Here is a 17243-nt window from a genome sequence, read left to right as displayed (position 1 = left end):
CATTATCCACTGGTCTTTGCCCTGAGAGGAACGATCATGAAGTCCCTTGCCATCGCCGCCGCCCGCACTCCTTGTTCCGTGTGGCTTCTCGCGCTGGCCGCTGCAGGCCTCGCGGGAGGCCTGCAGGCTGCCGAAATGCCCAAACGCAAACCGGGTCTATGGGAAATCAATAGCCGCATGGAAGGCATGCCGGCGATGGGCGCGATGCAGCAGTGCATCGACCAGACCACCGACGACCTGATGCAACAGCAGGCCAAGAAGCAACAGGCGAACTGCAGTGTCCTCGAGGTCAAGCCGCTGGCCAACAAGGTCAGCGTTCATTCGGTGTGCAAGATTCAGGGCAGCACGGCGACCACCGATGCCGTCTTCATCGGCGCCTTCGACTCGGCCTACAAGGGCGACATGCTGACCCGCTTCAGTCCACCGATGCACGGGACCAGCGAGTCGAAAATGTCGATAGAAGCCCGCTGGGTCGGCCCCTGCAAGCCCGGCCAGAAACCCGGCGACGTGATCATGCCCAACGTCGGCGGGATGAATCTCAAGGAAATGATGAAGGATCCTACCGTTCAGGAGATGATGAAGCGGCAGAAGTGAGCTAGGGAATGAACGACCACTCGATCTGGTCGCTGCGCGCGATGCCTGCGGTCATCGCGCGACACAGGGCGAGGAACTCGCGCATCCCGGCCGTCTGAAATTTCCGCCGCTGCCAGAGGAAGTGAAAATGGCGTCGCAAATCGAGTTCAGGCGTCTTGATGGCCACCAGGCTGCCCCGTCGGAAGGCCTCGCGTAGCGCCAGGCGAGAGATGCACCCGATGCCGAGGCCAAACTCGACGGCGCGCTTGATGGCCTCGGTATGCTCCAGTTCCAGTCTGACTCTCAGCGGCCAATGATCGTGGCGCAGCGCCTGATCGAGTGTCTCGCGCGTCCCCGAGCCGGGTTCACGAACGATCCACGACTCGGCAGCGAGTTCCGCGAGCGTCGCCGATCCCTGCCTCGCCAGCGCATGTCCCGGTGAGCAGAAGACGACCAGTTCATCGGCCACCCACGGTTCGACCACTAGCTCGGGGTGCCGGCAACTGCCCTCGATGAGCCCCAGATCCAGCTCGTGGCGCGCCACCTGATCGACGATCGTCGACGTGTTATGCACCGTCAGTTGGACCGTGCTCTCCGGGTGGCGCTTGAGGAAGTCGGCTACTATCAGGGTTGCCAGGTAGTTGCCGATGGTCAACGTCGCGCCGATGCGCAGCCGGCCGTAGCCGGCACGACCTTCGAGAACGCTCTCCATCGCCGCCGCGCGCTCGATCAGTTCGATGGCCTGCGGCAGCAGCGCCTGTCCGAGTTCGTTCAGGCGCAGCGTTTTGCCCAAGCGATCAAAAAGCTGGGTTTCGTAGTGTCGTTCGAGTTCGGCGAGTGCCGTGCTGGTCGCTGACTGCGACAAGGAAAGCTCTTCGGCGGCACGCGAAACACTCTCGTGGCGAGCGACGGCGACAAAGACGCCGATCTGTCGCAAGGTGAAGCGCATATCTACTTCCTGGATATGTTCTATTCAAAAAATCCGTTTTACAAATATAGCACAACAAACTACGATGCTTCGGGTCAACAGCACACCATGGTGAAAACAATGAGCAACTTTTCTGCCCAACGCGTCCTTTCAGTTCATCACTGGAGCGAAACGCTGTTCAGTTTTCGCACCACGCGCGACCCTGGCCTGCGCTTCATCAATGGGCAGTTCGTGATGGTCGGCCTGCCGCAGGAGGGGCGACCACTGACTCGCGCCTACAGCATCGCCAGCGCCAACCACGACGATCATCTCGAATTCTTCAGCATCAAGGTACCCAATGGCCCCCTGACCTCGAAGCTGCAGCACCTGTCTGTCGGCGACGAAGTCGTTGTCAGCCGCAAGCCGACGGGAACGCTGGTGCTACGCGACCTGCGACCAGGCGCCAACCTCTACCTGTTGGCCACCGGTACCGGACTGGCGCCGTTCATCAGCCTGATCCAGGATCCGGAAACCTACGAGCGTTTCGATAAGGTAGTGCTGATCCACGGCGTTCGCTGGATCAAGGATCTGGCCTACAGCGACTTCATCAGCGAGGAGTTGCCGCGGCACGAATTTTTCGCCGATCTGGTGCGCGACAAGCTGATCTATTACCCAACGGTGACTCGCGAACCGTTCCGCCATCAGGGCCGAATTACCCAACTGGTCGACAGTGGCCAACTGTTTGCCGACATCGGACTGCCGCCACTCGACCCCGCCCGTGATCGCGCGATGGTCTGTGGCAGTTCGGCGATGATCAAGGATTGCTGCGGCCTGCTCGATCGTCGCGGCTTCCAGGTTTCCCCGTACATCGGCGCGCAGGGCGATTACGTCATCGAACGGGCGTTTGTCGACAAATAGGCGCGGCCGTGGAACGAGCTGTAGGTTGGGGTGAGGTACGAACCCCAACGGATATGGGCCGGGGCGTTGGGGTTCCTTCGTCACCCCAACCTACGCCACGAGCGCGCAGTCTCAGGTAGACTGGCGCTTTTTGGCAGCGCGTCCGCCAGCCACTTTTTCACCTTCTGATCGACCGCCATGGCTCAATACGTATTCACGATGCACCGCGTGGGCAAGATCGTCCCGCCCAAGCGCCAGATCCTCAAGGACATCTCGCTGTCGTTTTTCCCCGGTGCGAAGATCGGCCTGCTCGGCCTCAATGGCTCGGGCAAGTCGACCGTTCTGCGCATCATGGCGGGTATCGACCGGGACATCATCGGTGAAGCGACGCCGATGCCCAACCTCAAGATCGGTTACCTGCCGCAGGAACCCGCGCTCGACCCGGCAAAGAGCGTCCGCCAGGAAGTCGAGTCGGGTCTCGGCGAAGCGTTTCAGGCGCAGGCGATGCTCGAACAGGTCTACGCCGCCTACGCCGAACCCGACGCTGATTTCGACCAACTGGCCGAGGAACAGGCGCGTCTCGAAGCGATCATCGCCAGCGCCGGGTCGGACCTCAGCAGCCAGCTCGAACTGGCCGCCGACGCATTGCGCCTCCCCGCCTGGGACGCCGAGATCGGCAAGCTCTCGGGCGGCGAGAAGCGCCGCGTCGCGCTGTGCAAACTACTGCTCTCGAAGCCCGACATGTTGCTGCTCGACGAACCGACCAATCACCTCGACGCCGAATCTGTCGAGTGGCTCGAACAGTTCCTCGTGCGCTTCCCCGGAACGGTGGTCGCCGTCACGCACGATCGCTACTTCCTCGACAACGCCGCCGAGTGGATTCTTGAACTAGACCGCGGCCAGGGAATCCCGTGGAAGGGAAACTACTCGAGCTGGCTGGAGCAGAAGGAGGCGCGCCTGGAAACAGAAGGCAAGCAGGAAGCCGGGCGCATCAAGACGATGAAACAGGAACTGGAATGGGTGCGCCAGAACCCGAAGGCGCGCCAGGCCAAGAGCAAGGCACGCCTGTCACGCTTCGAGGAACTGTCCAGCTTCGAATACCAGAAGCGCAACGAGACGCAGGAGATCTTCATTCCGGTCGGCGAGCGTCTGGGCGGCAAGGTCATCGAATTCAGAAACGTCAGCAAATCCTTCGGCGACCGCCTGCTGATCGACAAGCTCAATTTCAACGTCCCGCCCGGCGCTATCGTCGGCATCATCGGCCCGAACGGCGCCGGCAAATCGACGCTCTTCCGGATGCTGATCGGCCAGGAGCAGCCCGATTCCGGCGAAGTCGAGATCGGCAGCACGGTCAAGCTCGCCTACGTCGACCAGAGCCGCGACTGTCTCGACGGCGACAAGACGGTCTTCGAGGAAATCTCCGGCGGCGCCGACATCCTCACCGTCGGCAAGTACGAAACGCCGGCGCGGGCCTACATCGGCCGCTTCAACTTCAAGGGTGGCGACCAGCAGAAGCACGTTGGCCAGCTCTCGGGCGGCGAGCGTGGTCGTCTGCACATGGCCAAGACGCTGATCGCCGGCGGCAACGTCCTGCTGCTCGACGAACCGTCGAACGATCTCGACGTCGAAACGCTGCGCGCGCTCGAAGACGCGCTGCTTGAGTTTGCCGGCAGCGTGCTGGTCATTTCCCACGACCGCTGGTTCCTCGACCGCATCTGCACGCACATTCTCGCCTGCGAGGGCGATTCACAGTGGACCTTCTTCAGCGGCAACTACCACGAGTACGAGGAAGACAAGAAACGCCGCCTCGGCGAGGAAGCGGCGAAACCGCGGCGAATTCGCTACAAGCCGATCACGCGGTAGTCACAGGCGTTCGCCAGCGGCAGAAGCCAGGACCACATGTTCTTCTGGCGAGAGCGAAGCGCGCCGGTTGATGTACTTTGCGGCCCTCGTCGGGTCGCACAGTGATCGCCGCGCGACTCGATCTACACGAAACGTTGAATGAACTCGTAGTATCCCCGTGCACCGAACGCGGAGTGCCTCCTGACGGAACGTTTGATCTTGTCGATTCGCGCAAGGTATTCAGCAAGGGTTAGATGGTTCACTTTGCCAATTCGAGCCATGCCTATGGCTACGCAAGCGGCGATGATTCCCTGCGCAAGGGGGTGGTCTGGGATCTTCTCATTCTTCGCAAATCCACATTGCTTCCGGACCGCAGTCTTCGCGCTCTCCAGCGCAAAGATGCAAATCGCGTCGGTCAGATCGGCGTGGACTTCATATTGCCTCTTGAGCTCGATTTCAATGTCCTCGCACACATCAATGTGTTCGTCGTCTTCAAGGCCCATCGTCGTTGCATCCTTTTCAAAAAGTTGAGAGTGAAGCGAGTCGGCTGAAATGTCGAACCAGCTAACTTAACTCTGGCCGATACCCTCGAGAAAAGCAGCGCGCTCCTGCTTCGAGTCGATATGTTCGGCGAGCTTGCGGTAGAGCTCCTTCACGTCGCCAGAATCGTTCGCTGCGCGCTTGATGAGCACCTTGGCGAGCGGCCCGACATACTGGGCAAAGCGCTTCTCGGCCGCAGCAAGCGTGGCCGGATCGAAGCCCGCGGCCGGCTTGTGGGCAGTCTTCTCGGGCGGACGGGCCGGTGCCGCTGGGCTGGTTCCCGATCCGGCCTTGTCGAGTTGCTCGATACGCTTCAGAAAATCGGCGCGCTCGCTGCCCTGGGGGACGTTTTCGGCAAGCAGCGAGTAGAACTCCTCGACGTTTCTGGCCTGCGTCGCACCCTTGCGCACCAGGATCCTGGCCAGCGGCCCGATCGACCTGATCAGAGACGACTCGATCTCGGCCAGCGTTTCCGGCGGCAGCGCCGGCATCGACCCCGGCGTCCCGGCGCGCTTTTCGGCGGATCGCGCCGCCGACGGCGGTGCGCTGCCCGCCGGCCTGGTTCCCGGCTTGGCCTGAATGAACGCCGCGACCAGCGCGTTGGCAAAGTCGCGACCACTCTGGAACCTGTTGTCCGGCTCCTTCGCCAGCGCGCGCGCGACCAGCGCGTCGAATACGCGCGGCAGGAAAGGTACGATTGACGAGGGCGGCGCCGGGTCGGCGTACATGACGTTGTGCATCACCGCAGCCGGCGTCTCGGCGAGAAAAGGCCCATGGCCGGTGAGCAGTTCGTAGAGAATCACCCCGGCTGCCCAGAGGTCGGCCCGACTGTCAGCAGCCTCACCCTGCAGTTGTTCGGGGGCGATGTGCGTCGGCGTGCCGATCAGCGTTCCGACCTGCGTCAGCGACGATGTCTGGATCCTGGCGATGCCGAAGTCCATGATCTTGATCTTCATCCCGGCAAGGACCATGATATTGGACGGTTTGATGTCGCGGTGCACGACGCCGTGCTTGTGCGAATAATCGAGCGCGGCGAGGAGTTGCTTCATCACCTCGAAGACGTCGATCAACTCGAAGCCGCCGCGTTGCTGCATTACCTTGCGCAGTTCCTGCCCCTGCACGTACTCCATGACGATGAACGCCATCTCCTCGTCCTCGCCGTACTCGTATACGGCGACGATGGCGGGATGCTGCAATTTGCCGCAGGCCTGTGCTTCGCGCTTGAAGCGCATCACCGCTGCCGCCGATTCGACGGATGCCAGGTATTCAGCAAGGATCGTCTTGATCGCCACCGGGCGCTCGATCACCGGGTCGAAACCCTCGTACACGGTGCCCATCGCGCCCTTGCCGATCTTGCGACGGATCTCGTATTTGCCGATGTGTTCCGGGAGAGTCATGGCGTCGTCACTCCCCGTTCAGCCTTCGATCAGCTTGATCGCCTTTTGCAGGCTGCGGCGCATGCGGTTGAACGAGTTGGCCAGCACGCCAATCTCGTCGCCGCCGCGCGCCGGGAACTCGGGCACGTCGAAGTCGCCGGTTGAAATCTTGTCGGCAGCCGCGGACATTTGCGAGATCGGCTGGATGATGAGGAACGACAACATGATATTCAGTACGATAAAAGTGGCCAGGAAGATGCCGCCGAGCGAGAGCATGAAAGTATTGAAGGTGCGCTGCGCGTTAGCCAGCGGCACGGACATCGGCACCGAGACCACCTGCGCGCCGATCGTCTCCATGTGCTTCCAGCCGAAGCCGTTGTTTTCGCCGTAGATCCGGATCATCGAGGCCGGCGCCGCTGAGGGAACGCTGTGGCAGGCAAGGCAGGCAGGATCCTTGATCGTGATCGGGCGCGCGATGTAGAGCATGCGGCCGGTCGCCGTCTCGCGCTCGCCGGTCAGTTCCCTTGCACTTTCGTCGCCGCGGAATTTCTGCACGATGTCGCTCTCCCAGTCGACCGCCCGGTTGCGTGGGTTGGTCGGATTGAGCGTCGCTTCCTTGTAGGTGAAGTCCGGGTACTTCACGTGCAGGTTGTTGAACGTTTCGGTGGCCGCATAGGCAGGCACCGTCTGCGGCAGGAAGTTCTCGGCCAGTTGCGACTCGAGCAGCGGCTTCACCTGCTTGACCGTGTAGCCGCGTACCGAGAGCGCCGACTCCATCATCAGGCCGGCGCTACGTAGCGTCTCCTGCTTGGCGTTGTCGTCGAGCAGGCGGTGCGACACGTACGCCGACACGCCCATCCCGGCACCAAAGACGAGCACCAGCACCAGATTGAATTTCAGTCGCAGACCCATGATCACTCCCCCTTGCCAGGATAAGGACAGAAAACTCGGCGGCGAACGAAACGAGTTCGCCGCAAGGCAGTGTGAGACAAGCTGGCGGGACTCGTTGGCGGCGGAACCAACTTGATCCCTTTCGCTTGAAGTTCAGCTTCGTCGCGTTTGATCTCCTCGAAAAGAGCGCGGAGATCGTAATTGAATTTCGCGCCGATGGCGTCCTTGATGGCGCGCACTTCGGCAATGATTTCGTCATTCATCCTCTTGACCTCCCAGCAGTTCCTCTGGTGTGCAGATAATCGGCAAGAACAACCCCCACTGTTCGAGATATTCAGCGATACCTTCCTGAATCACGAGATTCGCGATGTGGCGACAATTCCATGTGAGCAGAAAATCCATGTGATGCAAAGTGGCAACGGCGATATGGAGGGCATCTTCAATCGCTTTGGTGGGAATGAGGTGCTGCGCGATCAAAGCCTCGGCAAGAGCAATCATCTCTTCCGTCACCGCGAGTACATCCAATCCCTCAAGCGCAGCCAGCCTCCTACCCGCTGCATCAGGATCGCCAGCCGCGCATTCTTTCCAGACGGATGGGGAAACCAGGAGTTCATATTCAAAACGCCCTTCCCACCATGACTGCGTAAGCTGCTGGTGGGCTGCCCCGATAATCGTCTTGCTCGGACCAGCAGTCAGATACCTGATGATAGAAGTTTCAATATAAACTTTACGTTTCATATCAATTGTAAGATCGGTGTTCGCTACTCGACTTCGCTGTAATTAGGCAATTCTTAACCGGATCCAACACCTTATCTACTGATGCTCACCTATATTCAACGCTGCGAACGTCACGGAGAACTGCGAGAATTTCTTCCTTGTTAGAAGCCGGCAAATCTTCCTCGTTCTTCAGCCCAAGACGGAAAAGAATGCAGGTGCGGATAATCAATCTACCTGCCCCGGAAGCATTTTGGAACAGCGTCGCCGTGAAATCTATATCGGCTGCCGCTCGAAGTCTTTCCCGAAAAAATTCTACACTAAATGTCTTTGAAGCCAAGCCTTCTTTCGACAGTTCGACGAGGGTGTCAAAAAGCGCCTGCACTCCAACCGTCTTGCAAATGAATGAAGCGGGCTGACATTTATTCCAGAACATGTCGTTAGCAGCAATCATAAAATTCTTTACGGCTGCATAAACCACCTTGTCGTTTGCTGCCAAATACAGCGACCGCAGCGGAGACCTGTCCGCGGGGACCTCAGATGTGAGGATTTCCCGTCGACGGTCGTTGGGATGGCGCTTAAGCAAAGCGGTTCTATCGCGCTTGGGGTTTTGCGAAACCAGCCTGGAAATACCTTCTACAACCGTGGCCATCGATACCATCCAGGTACCTTGCTGACGGGCTTCGATGCGAGTCATAGCGAAGTCGTTTTCCGCAGCGATTAGAATGCGGCCTTTTAACGGTGAGTCGTCTTCGGCGTTGAGCTTTCGCGCCAAAAACACTGCGAGCTTGTCCGGGCTCCACGAGTCCGGAAGCTCTTTTTCAATGTTGTAACCAAACGCCTCGTAGGTCTGGCTCTTATTGACGGGCCTTTGATTAGAGTTGATTGTTGCGAACAGAAACGCTTGAAACGGCTTAGGCAAATCGAGGAAAATAGAACAAACCAAGCCCATATCCATGCGATCCGGCTTGTCGCAGAAGTTAAACCCGAACAACCGATGTTGTCCGTCAATAATTGGCGCCAATGCCTCATCTGTCGGTATCGTGAGGCTATAAGATACATCTCCGGGAACACATGTACATTCCTTCTCGACCACGCGCCAACGAATATCTGAGTTGTCCACAGGCAAGCCCGACTCCAAATCAAAATTCGGTGCCAAAATGATCGAATTCGGGAACGTGGATTCCTCGGTTGACAAATAAGTACCGATTTCTCGAAGTCGATCCCTATGAAGTTCTCGCTGCGATCCTTCAAGCTCATACGAGCTACCATCCGCAGATCTTCTAGCTCTGAGTCGATCGCTGTAGGCTGTGTCCAACAGGACTCTCGCGGGCAGAGAAACGACATAAAATATTCCCAGCGGCTGAGTGACTCTGATCGCTGGAACAGTGATCGGATAGTTATTCAAGTCTCACTTTCAGACAGTAAAATTACTGGTGTCGCCAGCCGGTTCCGAAGTAGGTGTAGCACCCAACGTGTCTTCGGGAGACGAATCTAGGTAGCTTGGATTAGCTCCATTGGCGACCCACCACATGAGAAAGGCCATGACACTGCCAACAACTCCAAGACGCAGAGCATCGTCAGGCTGAACCAAACCCACAGAGTAAGGGATGACCAATACTAATGAGAATACAACCCATACCATGGTGAAAGAAGCAACAGGCTTTGGTGGTCGATCCATAATTAACTGGACGGCTGCGCCAACCGCAATAGCTGGGAAATAAGTGTATATCGCAGTTAGAATCCCTTCAAATTCACTTGCATTTGCTTTAAGCAATAATCGTACAAGCTCCACCCATATACCTGCAGCTCCGAATAGGACAATTGCAAGAATAATATAAGCCCAAAAGGAGACGTGGCCAAGTGGCGTGCATAATCGACTCGAAATAAAACTGCCGAGTACTTTAAAGGAATTGGTGTGGGGAGTCATTTTAGAAAGCTTTTACCCTGATTGGCCGCCCGTCTTTTATCGTCATGCAAACACCCGTACCCAAGCCGGAAAAACTAATTTTTCCTCGGAACATATTTTGCAGAACTGTTGTGGATGCGGCATTTGTCTTAAAGCAGACAGGCAGGCCAATATTTTCCAGATAGTCATCGCCCGCACCGTCGTAATCGTCGGGAGACTGCGAAGCCAGGCAAACGACTAGACCCTTCGAACGGTGAAGGCGTATATTGTCGGAGAGAGCTTTGTGCCGCGAAGCCAGCAAATGCCGGGCCTCGTCAACCGACAAGACCATTCGGATAGCACGGTGGCCGTGCTGGTCCTGCGGAGCTTCATCGAGACGCTTCATGTAGCCATTCAAAGAGTCTAAAAGCATGTAGGCCGCCAAGTTCTTGACCGTGTCTCGCGCGTGAGCAAAGATGATAATCCAGGACTTTGAGAAGAATGCAGCCGGAGACAACTCCGGGGAAAAAATCATACGTTCGGTGAGGTCGTTGATCGCCGAGATGACAGAATCGACCCGAACGCCGCCATCTTCGTAATGATCTTTGAGCGTGTGCCTCACGTCCTCCAGCGATATCCTTTCATTTCTTGCGAATAACGGTTTGAGAGCTTCCCTTATGTGCTCAAGCTGTACCGCGCCCGGCCGACTTTGCATGACTTTGGACAATGAGTCACGAAAACCAAGAACCACGTCGGACGCTTCTGTCTCGGAGCGGGACGATCCATGGAACATGTCCAACGGAAGAGGGTCGCGCGGAACCTGAAGAACGCGGGCGTCAAGTGCTCTGACCAGATCAGCGTTTTCCGCCAGGTCTCCCTTGCCCATGTCCAGCAGAAGAACTGGGGCTCCTGTCTGCGCGTGTACCTGTTTTATAGCATCAATCATCGTGCGCGTCTTCCCGGAACCCGCCTGACCCATGACTGCGATGTGCGGGGAGTATCCGACACCGTTGACCGTCCATACAAAGGATGTATCAGTATTCTCTTCTTTCCCCAGATCAACACGCACGGCTTTGGCGACCGCTTCCGGACCTGCCCAGCCCTCGCCGGAGCCTCGCTCCGGTGCTCCCTCGAAGTCTGGAATGTCTTCTGACAAAGTCGCCCTGCGAGTGATCAGGATCTCGACGAACTTCGAATAGCCGCCTGCCTCCTCCCAGTCCGATATTAGAAGGCCAACGCCGCGATGCCAGTGCCTTGCGACCATGTCCTGAAGATTTGGGAGAGTAATCGGAAGTTTCGGAAACAGGTCGCGGAAATTTGCGACGATCAGGGCCATCCAAAGTGAGTGCTCGTCCACACCAAATAGCGTGTCGCCCTTTATGGGCTTGCCCTGCATGTCAGGAGTCTTTGGTGGCATCGTGGTTTCACCAAGTGACCGGCCGATCGCCATGCGAGCGATAGGCGCGCGTGCTGCGAAACCGAGCTTTATCCGCAATTCGTCAGTCTGTCGATACGCTTCCGATGACGACGCAAAGTTGGCTAGCAAGGCCTTCTCAATGGTCCATTCTGCCACTTAACGCCCCTTGAAGTATTGATTTTCAATGCCCTTCGCCCGCCCTACTCCACGGCCCAAATCGCTATGCTCAAGCAGGTAGCTCTTGCAAACTGCGCCTCCAATGACTCTGAACATTTCGCCGTCAATTTCTTCATCTTGGGCAAGTAATATGACTTGTCTGCACTTTTGGTTGATCCAGAAATTGAGGATATTCTTCCGATGCGCACTATCGAGTCTAGCAAGAGGGGTATCGACGACAAGGGGCGCATCAATGCCAGAGACCTGAGCAAGCCCAGCCAGCAGCGCCGTCGCGAACAACTGGTTTTCGCCCGCCGAACGGTCAAAAACTATCTCAGTACCATCCTTCGCCAGCAAACGGCTAGCGCCAGTTTCGTCGATTTTTATCCGATCCACCTGTGACTTATGAGCCAACAGTTTGTAGGCTTTCGTCATCGCCTCGCCCAACTGCCGAGTTTTTAAAGCATACAAGCGAGGGGTCAATTCATCGACCAATTCCCTCACGCGCTGGGCTTTCGAAATATTGGACTTGGCCGGACTGGCTTTGACGATCTGCTCGTGCATCCTCGAATAAACCGCCCGGTCCTGGTCTATTGTCGCACCGAGCGAGTTAATCTGGCGATCGAGATCACCTCGAAAACGCTCCTTCTGATCGATAGTGACGCTTACTCCGGCCAGCTCTTCATTGATCCGCGAAAGTGTCCCGTCCCTATCCACCCCGTCTATCTTCGCCCATCGTTTTTCTAGGTCGCGCAACTCGCGCTCAAGGCTTTCTCTCCTTAAAACTAAGCCGCGAATTTCCTGCGCACCGATGCGCAGTCTTTCCATCATCGCCAAAACACTTTCACGCTTATCGTCTGACAGATAATCATGAATAATCACTCGAGCGCAGGCGGTCGGCGGCGGGTAGAACAAACTCTCCCAAGCAACGTTAAGTCGGCCCAAGACGGCATCTATTTGAGCATCACTTAATGCGGGATTAATAGTGGGTTCTGCAGCCTGGAAAAAGGAAGTAATGAAGCGCTCCTTCTCGGGCTCCATACTGTCTCTTCGCGCGTCCCACTTGCGTCGCTTGATTTCCTGGAGGAGTTGCTCCTTTAATAGATCACTACAATCCTTGTGAATTAAGTGGAATGGCAACTTCGCAGACAATGCATCTTCCATTTGCCGCTCGCACTCGACTAGCTGGCCTTTCACCAAACCCTGTTGGCGGACGATATCGCCAGCGGTTGCGATATCTCCACTGCCTCCACCTAGGGCCATGATCCGGCCCATCAGATCGTCTCGTTTTCCCTTGGCAGCTTCCAATTCGCGGTCCAGCTCTTGCCGCTGGCCGTTGAGCCCGTCGAGTTGCCGCTCATCACGATCAAGCTTCTCGGCCAACTCCTTATATTTCTGCTCGTCTACCGAGGAACAGCCATTTCTATATCGATTACTAGCTTGGTACTGTTCCAGGCGCTTCTGAACTCCGCGCAATAGAACGACGCCCAAGAGTCCCTCCATTCCTGCCTTGATCTGCTCAATGCGGTTACGATTAGCAAGTGTCTTGACTTCTTCTCCATCAAAAAAGAAGAATGGTGCCAGATGCGCGGGCACAAAGCGCTGGTCAAGCAGCAATGGCAAATGCGCGGAATCTATCGGCCTGGAGATTCCTCCGGAAATTTCTTGTAGAAGAATCTCCGTTTCGCCATTCCAATCGCCACGCTTTGTGAAAAACCAGCGACGGGTGATTTCAAAACCTTCCGATGGGAGGGAGAGCGCCTCTATTTTCACGCTCATACTGTCGCGCCCTAAGCCGATCGCCTGACCGTTCAGCGCCCGTTCCAGAAAGGTAGGGTACCCCTTGCGCTCTTCGGTGGGCTTGAGACCGGCGCGGGCGAGATGCGGCATTGCGTCCGGTCCGTACAAGCAAAGGTAAAGAGCTTCCAGAAGTGTTGTCTTACCAAAACCATTCATGCCTCCGATAAGGATCAGGTTTGCGGCATTTTCTGGCCGTGGGAAGGTAAAGGTTTGAAAGGTAAAGCTCTTGAAATTCGTCAGTTCGAGTTTGGATATCCACATGGCATACTTTATTCCATCTGATCCAGGGCTTCCGTTATGGCCTGATAGACGCCATCAGCTCGCTCTTGGCTTTGTCGCTCGCGTTGGATCGAAACCAAATCTTCTAGAACCTGCATGGGCACCCTGTGCTTTTCGCAAAGCTCGGCGAGAATTGTTTTTGCCTCTGGGTCAGACCAGAGAGGCAAATCGCTCAGATAACTATCCATTATTGTCCTTGTTTATTGCGATTTCTTGGAGAGATCTTGAGCCCAGATGGCCTTTATGAGGTCAATCTCATCGTTGCTAATAAGTGGGTCGCCGCCGTATGCCTCTTGGGTTTCAAGAAGTTTTTCAAGAATCATTCTCCTCGCCTGTATCGTAAAGGGACCGGGGATGTGCTTGCCCAGAGCATCAAATTGGATCTTCCCGTTCCGTCGCTCAACGCTGCGATAGTTTGGGTTATTCCGTATTTCCTTGAGCCAATCTCGAAAGTCGATCAATGGCTTGTACTCGCGGTTACCCGAATCGACGAAACCTTGCAGGCTTCTGTCTTTTTCCACCACAGTGCACGTCCAGCAACCAAAGCGGCTAGATGCCGTACCGCAACCGGGGGCTTCCGCTTTGCTCAGGACGACGGGGCATTCGCCGCCCTCGGCATCGCGATAGAGCTGGATCAGTCCGGTGTGGCTTCCGCCCCAAGGTGGCGGGAAGGTCGCGATGGCGTCCCAAACATCATCGGTGGTCATCTCGACGATAGGTCGATAGACAAAGGCTCCTGGCAATTCTGAATGAGGTGAGAGGTTCGATTGGTGGAGGTTTTTCCGCCTATTCACGTTGATGCGGCGAGTCTCACTCTCATCTCGTCGAACGCCGAGGACAATGATCGCGGCCCCTTTGGCGCACACTCTGTCGAGGATGTATTGGCTTGTCGGTTGGATCTTCAGCCGGTCGGTGCACCAGCGCATCGTCTGGTTCGGGCTAGGATATCCTTTTCCTATCAGTAGAGTCCAAAAGGTCTTCTCGATTGGCGGACGTGTGGTTGCTATGGTGACTGGAAGGCACCAGCTCTTGGCAGCGTTGCGTAATGCCGCCTGAGTTCGATGTAGGTGAGCAGCAACCAGTGGACTCTCGACCAGGGTGTCATTTGAGACAACGTGGACTTCGCGCGTGCGCCTTGACGGAGCAAGGGAGAGCAAGGCGTCGAAGACCGCATGGGCAACAACGGTTGAATCCTTACCACCCGAGAAACCCAGGATCCACGGATACGACTGGTCTTCGGAGAGATATTCCTGCTTGATGCTCTCAATAATCTCGCTCCACAGGCTGTGGATATGGTCTTGCATGAGGTCGTTAGCTGCGTTCATGCGGCCATTCTACCCGCACCGACCAACCCTCGCCATCCTCCTGTCCCTTGTTCAGCTACCCGGCGTGGTGCGCGACGACGCGAACTGCCACTGGTTCCTCGACGAGGCCCCGAGCTTCAGCTCAGCAGCTCAACCCGATCGCGGAACAAATCCAGCGCCTCCGGGTTGGCCAGCGCTTCGACGTTTTTCACCACGCGGCCATGAACCACGTTGCGCACGGCGAGTTCGACGATCTTGCCACTCTTAGTACGCGGGATGTCGGCGACCTGCAGCACCCTGGCCGGAACATGGCGAGGCGTGGCGTTGTCGCGTACCTGCTGCTTGATGCGGCTGATCAGCAACTCGTCGAGGACCATGTCGTCTCGCAGTTTGACGAACAGGACGACGCGTACGTCGTTCTCCCACTCCTGACCGATGACCAGCGACTCGACGACTTCGGGCAATTGCTCGACCTGGCGGTAGATCTCGGCCGTTCCGATGCGCACGCCGCCGGGGTTGAGCACCGCGTCCGAGCGGCCGTGGATGATCATCCCGTCATGGGCGGTGAGTTCGACGAAATCGCCGTGGCACCAGACGCTGGCGAAGCGATCGAAATAGGCGGCGTGGTATTTGGCGCCGTCGGCATCGTTCCAGAAACCGATCGGCATCGCCGGGAAAGGTGCGGTGCATACCAGCTCACCGCGCTCGCCGCGGCCGGCCGGAATCGGCTGGCCTTCGTCGTCGAAGACATTGACCGCCATACCCAGACCACGGCATTGCAGTTCGCCGCGGTACACAGGCAGGATCGGATTGCCGAGGGCAAAGCACGACAGTATGTCGGTACCGCCGGAGATCGAGGCCAGCAACACGTCCACCTTGAGGTCGCGATAGACGTAGTCGAAGCTCTCCGGCGCCAGTGGGCTGCCGGTCGAAAACATCGTCCGCAGCGCTTCCAGTCGGTGCGTCTCGCGGGGCTTCAAGCCGGCCTTGGCGATGGCGTCGATGAACTTGGCCGAGGTCCCGAAGTGCGTCATGTGCTCGGCTTCGGCATAGTCGAAGAGGATCGTTCCAGCCTGGCCCGCGGGAGTCTGCACGAACGGGGAACCGTCGTAGAGCAGCAGCGTGGCTTGCGAAGCGAGACCCGAGACCAGCCAGTTCCACATCATCCAGCCACAGGTGGTGAAGTAGAAGAGGCGGTCGTTTGGCCTGACGTCGCCGTGCAACTGATGTTCCTTCAGGTGCTGCAGCAGGGCGCCGCCGTGACAGTGGACGATGCACTTGGGAACGCCGGTGGTACCCGACGAGAACATGATGAACAGCGGGTGATCGAAGGGCAAGGCCGCAAATTCGATTTCACCGGCAGCAAATGGCGCGATGAAGTCCGCCCAGCGCAGGCCATTTCGGATGGCCGACACATCGGGCACCTCGTCGAGGTACGAGACGACGACCGTGCGTGCCAGCGAGGGCATTCGCGCGGCGACTTCGGCGTTCCTGGCCAGGCAGTCGACCGGCCTGCCGTTGTACCAGTAGGCGTCAACGCAGACCAGGACCTTGGCTTCGATCTGCCCGAAACGGTCAAGGACACCCTGGACGCCGAAGTCCGGCGATGCTGACGACCAGATGGCGCCGAGCGAGGCCGTGGCGAGCATCGCGATCAGCGCCTCGGGCATGTTCGGCAGATAGGCGGCGACCCGATCTCCGGCAACGACACCCGCTCCCCGCAGCGCCTGCGCACAGCGCGAGACTTGCGCGTAAAGCTCACGGTTCGACAGGCGGCGTTTGACCTTCGCTTCGCCCCAGAAGACGAGCGCGTCGGCGTCATCGTCGCGGCGGAGCAGGTTCTGTGCGTAATTGATTCGGGCTTGCGGGAACCAGCGCGCGCCGGGCATCCGGTCACCGTTCTCGAGCACGCGATCGCCGCGCTCGCCAAGCACTGCGCATTGATCCCATACCGAGGTCCAGAAGGCCTCAGGCTGGGCAACCGACCAGCGCCAGAGAGCAGTGTAATCAGAGCAGTCGACGTGCCAGCGGCGGTTGACGGCAGTCATGAAGGCGCTCAGCCTGGCGGCAGCGATACGTTCGGCGCTCGGGCGCCAGAGTGGCTCCATCCCCCTCGTCCCTGGTCAGTTCGTCAACTCGACGCGCAGGGTGTCGGGAATCGGCACCGACTTGCCGCTGTCCACGTCCATCCAGACGATTTTCGCATCGCCGGTCGCATAGAGGGTATCGTCGTCGTGCAGGCGAAGCTCGAAATGCGTCTGGACGCTGCTGCGGCCAGGGTGCCCGCAGAACATCCTGACCTCGACGACGCCGGGATAGTTGAGCGGCACCAGGAAGGTGCAGGCGGCATTGATGATCACCGGCGCCGTGCCGTGCGGCATGACCTTGAAGCCCAGTGCTTCGAGGTATTCGACGCGGCACTGCTCCATGTAACGGAAATAGATCGTGTTGTTGACGTGTCCGTAGGCGTCCATGTCACCCCAGCGGATGGGGATCAGGCTGGTCTGGACGAGTTTGCGTGGGCTGTGCATGGGCGCTTCCTGTTCTTGTTACCATGAAAGTCGCACGAGCGACTCACAAATCTCCCCTCGCCCGCCTGCGCGGGAGAGGGGTCGGGGGTGAGGGAAACGGTCATGACTTTCACTATCGGGGGAGTCTT

The 17243-nt window shown here is 57.8% G+C and carries 17 protein-coding genes; 3 read left to right on the top strand and 14 right to left on the bottom strand.

Annotation, left to right across the window (positions count from 1 at the left end):
* Positions 1 to 36 precede the first annotated feature (36 nt).
* Complete coding sequence (locus tag ACCAA_RS12870) at positions 37 to 594, top strand: DUF3617 domain-containing protein (RefSeq protein ID WP_186407648.1); 558 nt, start codon at positions 37 to 39, stop codon at positions 592 to 594.
* A 1-nt stretch (position 595) separates the two neighbouring features.
* Here the strand turns inward: ACCAA_RS12870 and ACCAA_RS12865 are convergent, their stop codons facing one another.
* Complete coding sequence (locus ACCAA_RS12865; RefSeq protein ID WP_186407647.1) at positions 596 to 1522, bottom strand: LysR family transcriptional regulator; 927 nt, start codon at positions 1520 to 1522, stop codon at positions 596 to 598.
* A 99-nt stretch (positions 1523 to 1621) separates the two neighbouring features.
* On the opposite strand from ACCAA_RS12865, the gene ACCAA_RS12860 reads away from it, so the two are divergent.
* Together ACCAA_RS12860 and ettA are read left to right on the top strand one after the other, a co-directional pair.
* Positions 1622 to 2398, top strand: coding sequence for a ferredoxin--NADP reductase (locus ACCAA_RS12860; protein WP_186407646.1), 777 nt, complete (start codon positions 1622 to 1624; stop codon positions 2396 to 2398).
* Between the two features lie 177 nt (positions 2399 to 2575).
* Complete coding sequence (ettA, locus tag ACCAA_RS12855) at positions 2576 to 4240, top strand: energy-dependent translational throttle protein EttA (protein WP_186407645.1); 1665 nt, start codon at positions 2576 to 2578, stop codon at positions 4238 to 4240.
* A 122-nt stretch (positions 4241 to 4362) separates the two neighbouring features.
* Here the strand turns inward: ettA and ACCAA_RS12850 are convergent, their stop codons facing one another.
* From ACCAA_RS12850 to ACCAA_RS12790, 13 genes are all read right to left on the bottom strand, one after another.
* A complete protein-coding gene (locus ACCAA_RS12850; protein ID WP_186407644.1) occupies positions 4363 to 4722 on the bottom strand; it encodes a hypothetical protein in 360 nt (119 codons plus the stop codon).
* 66 nt (positions 4723 to 4788) lie between these two features.
* Complete coding sequence (locus tag ACCAA_RS12845) at positions 4789 to 6156, bottom strand: serine/threonine-protein kinase (RefSeq protein ID WP_186407643.1); 1368 nt, start codon at positions 6154 to 6156, stop codon at positions 4789 to 4791.
* Positions 6157 to 6174: 18 nt separating this feature from the next.
* Positions 6175 to 7047 carry a c-type heme family protein gene (locus ACCAA_RS12840; RefSeq protein WP_186407642.1) on the bottom strand — a complete coding sequence of 291 codons (873 nt, stop codon included), beginning with the start codon at positions 7045 to 7047 and terminating at the stop codon, positions 6175 to 6177.
* Between the two features lie 2 nt (positions 7048 to 7049).
* Complete coding sequence (locus tag ACCAA_RS12835; protein ID WP_186407641.1) at positions 7050 to 7289, bottom strand: hypothetical protein; 240 nt, start codon at positions 7287 to 7289, stop codon at positions 7050 to 7052.
* A complete protein-coding gene (locus ACCAA_RS12830; protein ID WP_186407640.1) occupies positions 7282 to 7764 on the bottom strand; it encodes a type II toxin-antitoxin system VapC family toxin in 483 nt (160 codons plus the stop codon). The genes ACCAA_RS12835 and ACCAA_RS12830 overlap by 8 nt, the downstream gene beginning before the upstream one ends.
* Positions 7765 to 7849: 85 nt before the next feature.
* Complete coding sequence (locus tag ACCAA_RS12825; protein ID WP_186407639.1) at positions 7850 to 9148, bottom strand: DGQHR domain-containing protein; 1299 nt, start codon at positions 9146 to 9148, stop codon at positions 7850 to 7852.
* A gap of 9 nt (positions 9149 to 9157) precedes the next feature.
* Positions 9158 to 9670: a hypothetical protein gene (locus ACCAA_RS12820; RefSeq protein WP_186407638.1), complete on the bottom strand. Its 513-nt coding sequence runs from the start codon at positions 9668 to 9670 to the stop codon at positions 9158 to 9160.
* Between the two features lies 1 nt (position 9671).
* Complete coding sequence (locus ACCAA_RS12815) at positions 9672 to 11201, bottom strand: DndE family protein (protein WP_186407637.1); 1530 nt, start codon at positions 11199 to 11201, stop codon at positions 9672 to 9674.
* Positions 11202 to 13262 (bottom strand): DNA sulfur modification protein DndD, encoded by a 2061-nt coding sequence (dndD, locus tag ACCAA_RS12810; protein WP_186407636.1) that lies wholly within the window; start codon positions 13260 to 13262, stop codon positions 11202 to 11204.
* Positions 13263 to 13270: 8 nt separating this feature from the next.
* Complete coding sequence (locus ACCAA_RS12805) at positions 13271 to 13468, bottom strand: DNA modification system-associated small protein (protein WP_186407635.1); 198 nt, start codon at positions 13466 to 13468, stop codon at positions 13271 to 13273.
* 12 nt (positions 13469 to 13480) lie between these two features.
* Positions 13481 to 14605, bottom strand: coding sequence for a DNA phosphorothioation system sulfurtransferase DndC (dndC, locus tag ACCAA_RS12800; RefSeq protein ID WP_245754562.1), 1125 nt, complete (start codon positions 14603 to 14605; stop codon positions 13481 to 13483).
* Positions 14606 to 14721: 116 nt separating this feature from the next.
* The gene (locus ACCAA_RS12795) at positions 14722 to 16692 is read right to left on the bottom strand and encodes an acetoacetate--CoA ligase (RefSeq protein WP_186407634.1); all 1971 of its coding nucleotides are present in this window, start codon (positions 16690 to 16692) and stop codon (positions 14722 to 14724) included.
* 15 nt (positions 16693 to 16707) lie between these two features.
* Positions 16708 to 17115 carry an acyl-CoA thioesterase gene (locus tag ACCAA_RS12790; protein ID WP_186407633.1) on the bottom strand — a complete coding sequence of 136 codons (408 nt, stop codon included), beginning with the start codon at positions 17113 to 17115 and terminating at the stop codon, positions 16708 to 16710.
* Positions 17116 to 17243: the final 128 nt, after the last annotated feature.

The sequence above is a fragment of the Candidatus Accumulibacter aalborgensis genome (assembly GCF_900089955.1).
Taxonomy (GTDB): Bacteria; Pseudomonadota; Gammaproteobacteria; order Burkholderiales; family Rhodocyclaceae; genus Accumulibacter; species Accumulibacter aalborgensis.
The sequence above is the reverse complement of the archived record's forward strand: the minus strand, read 5'-3'. Positions and strand labels throughout refer to the sequence as shown.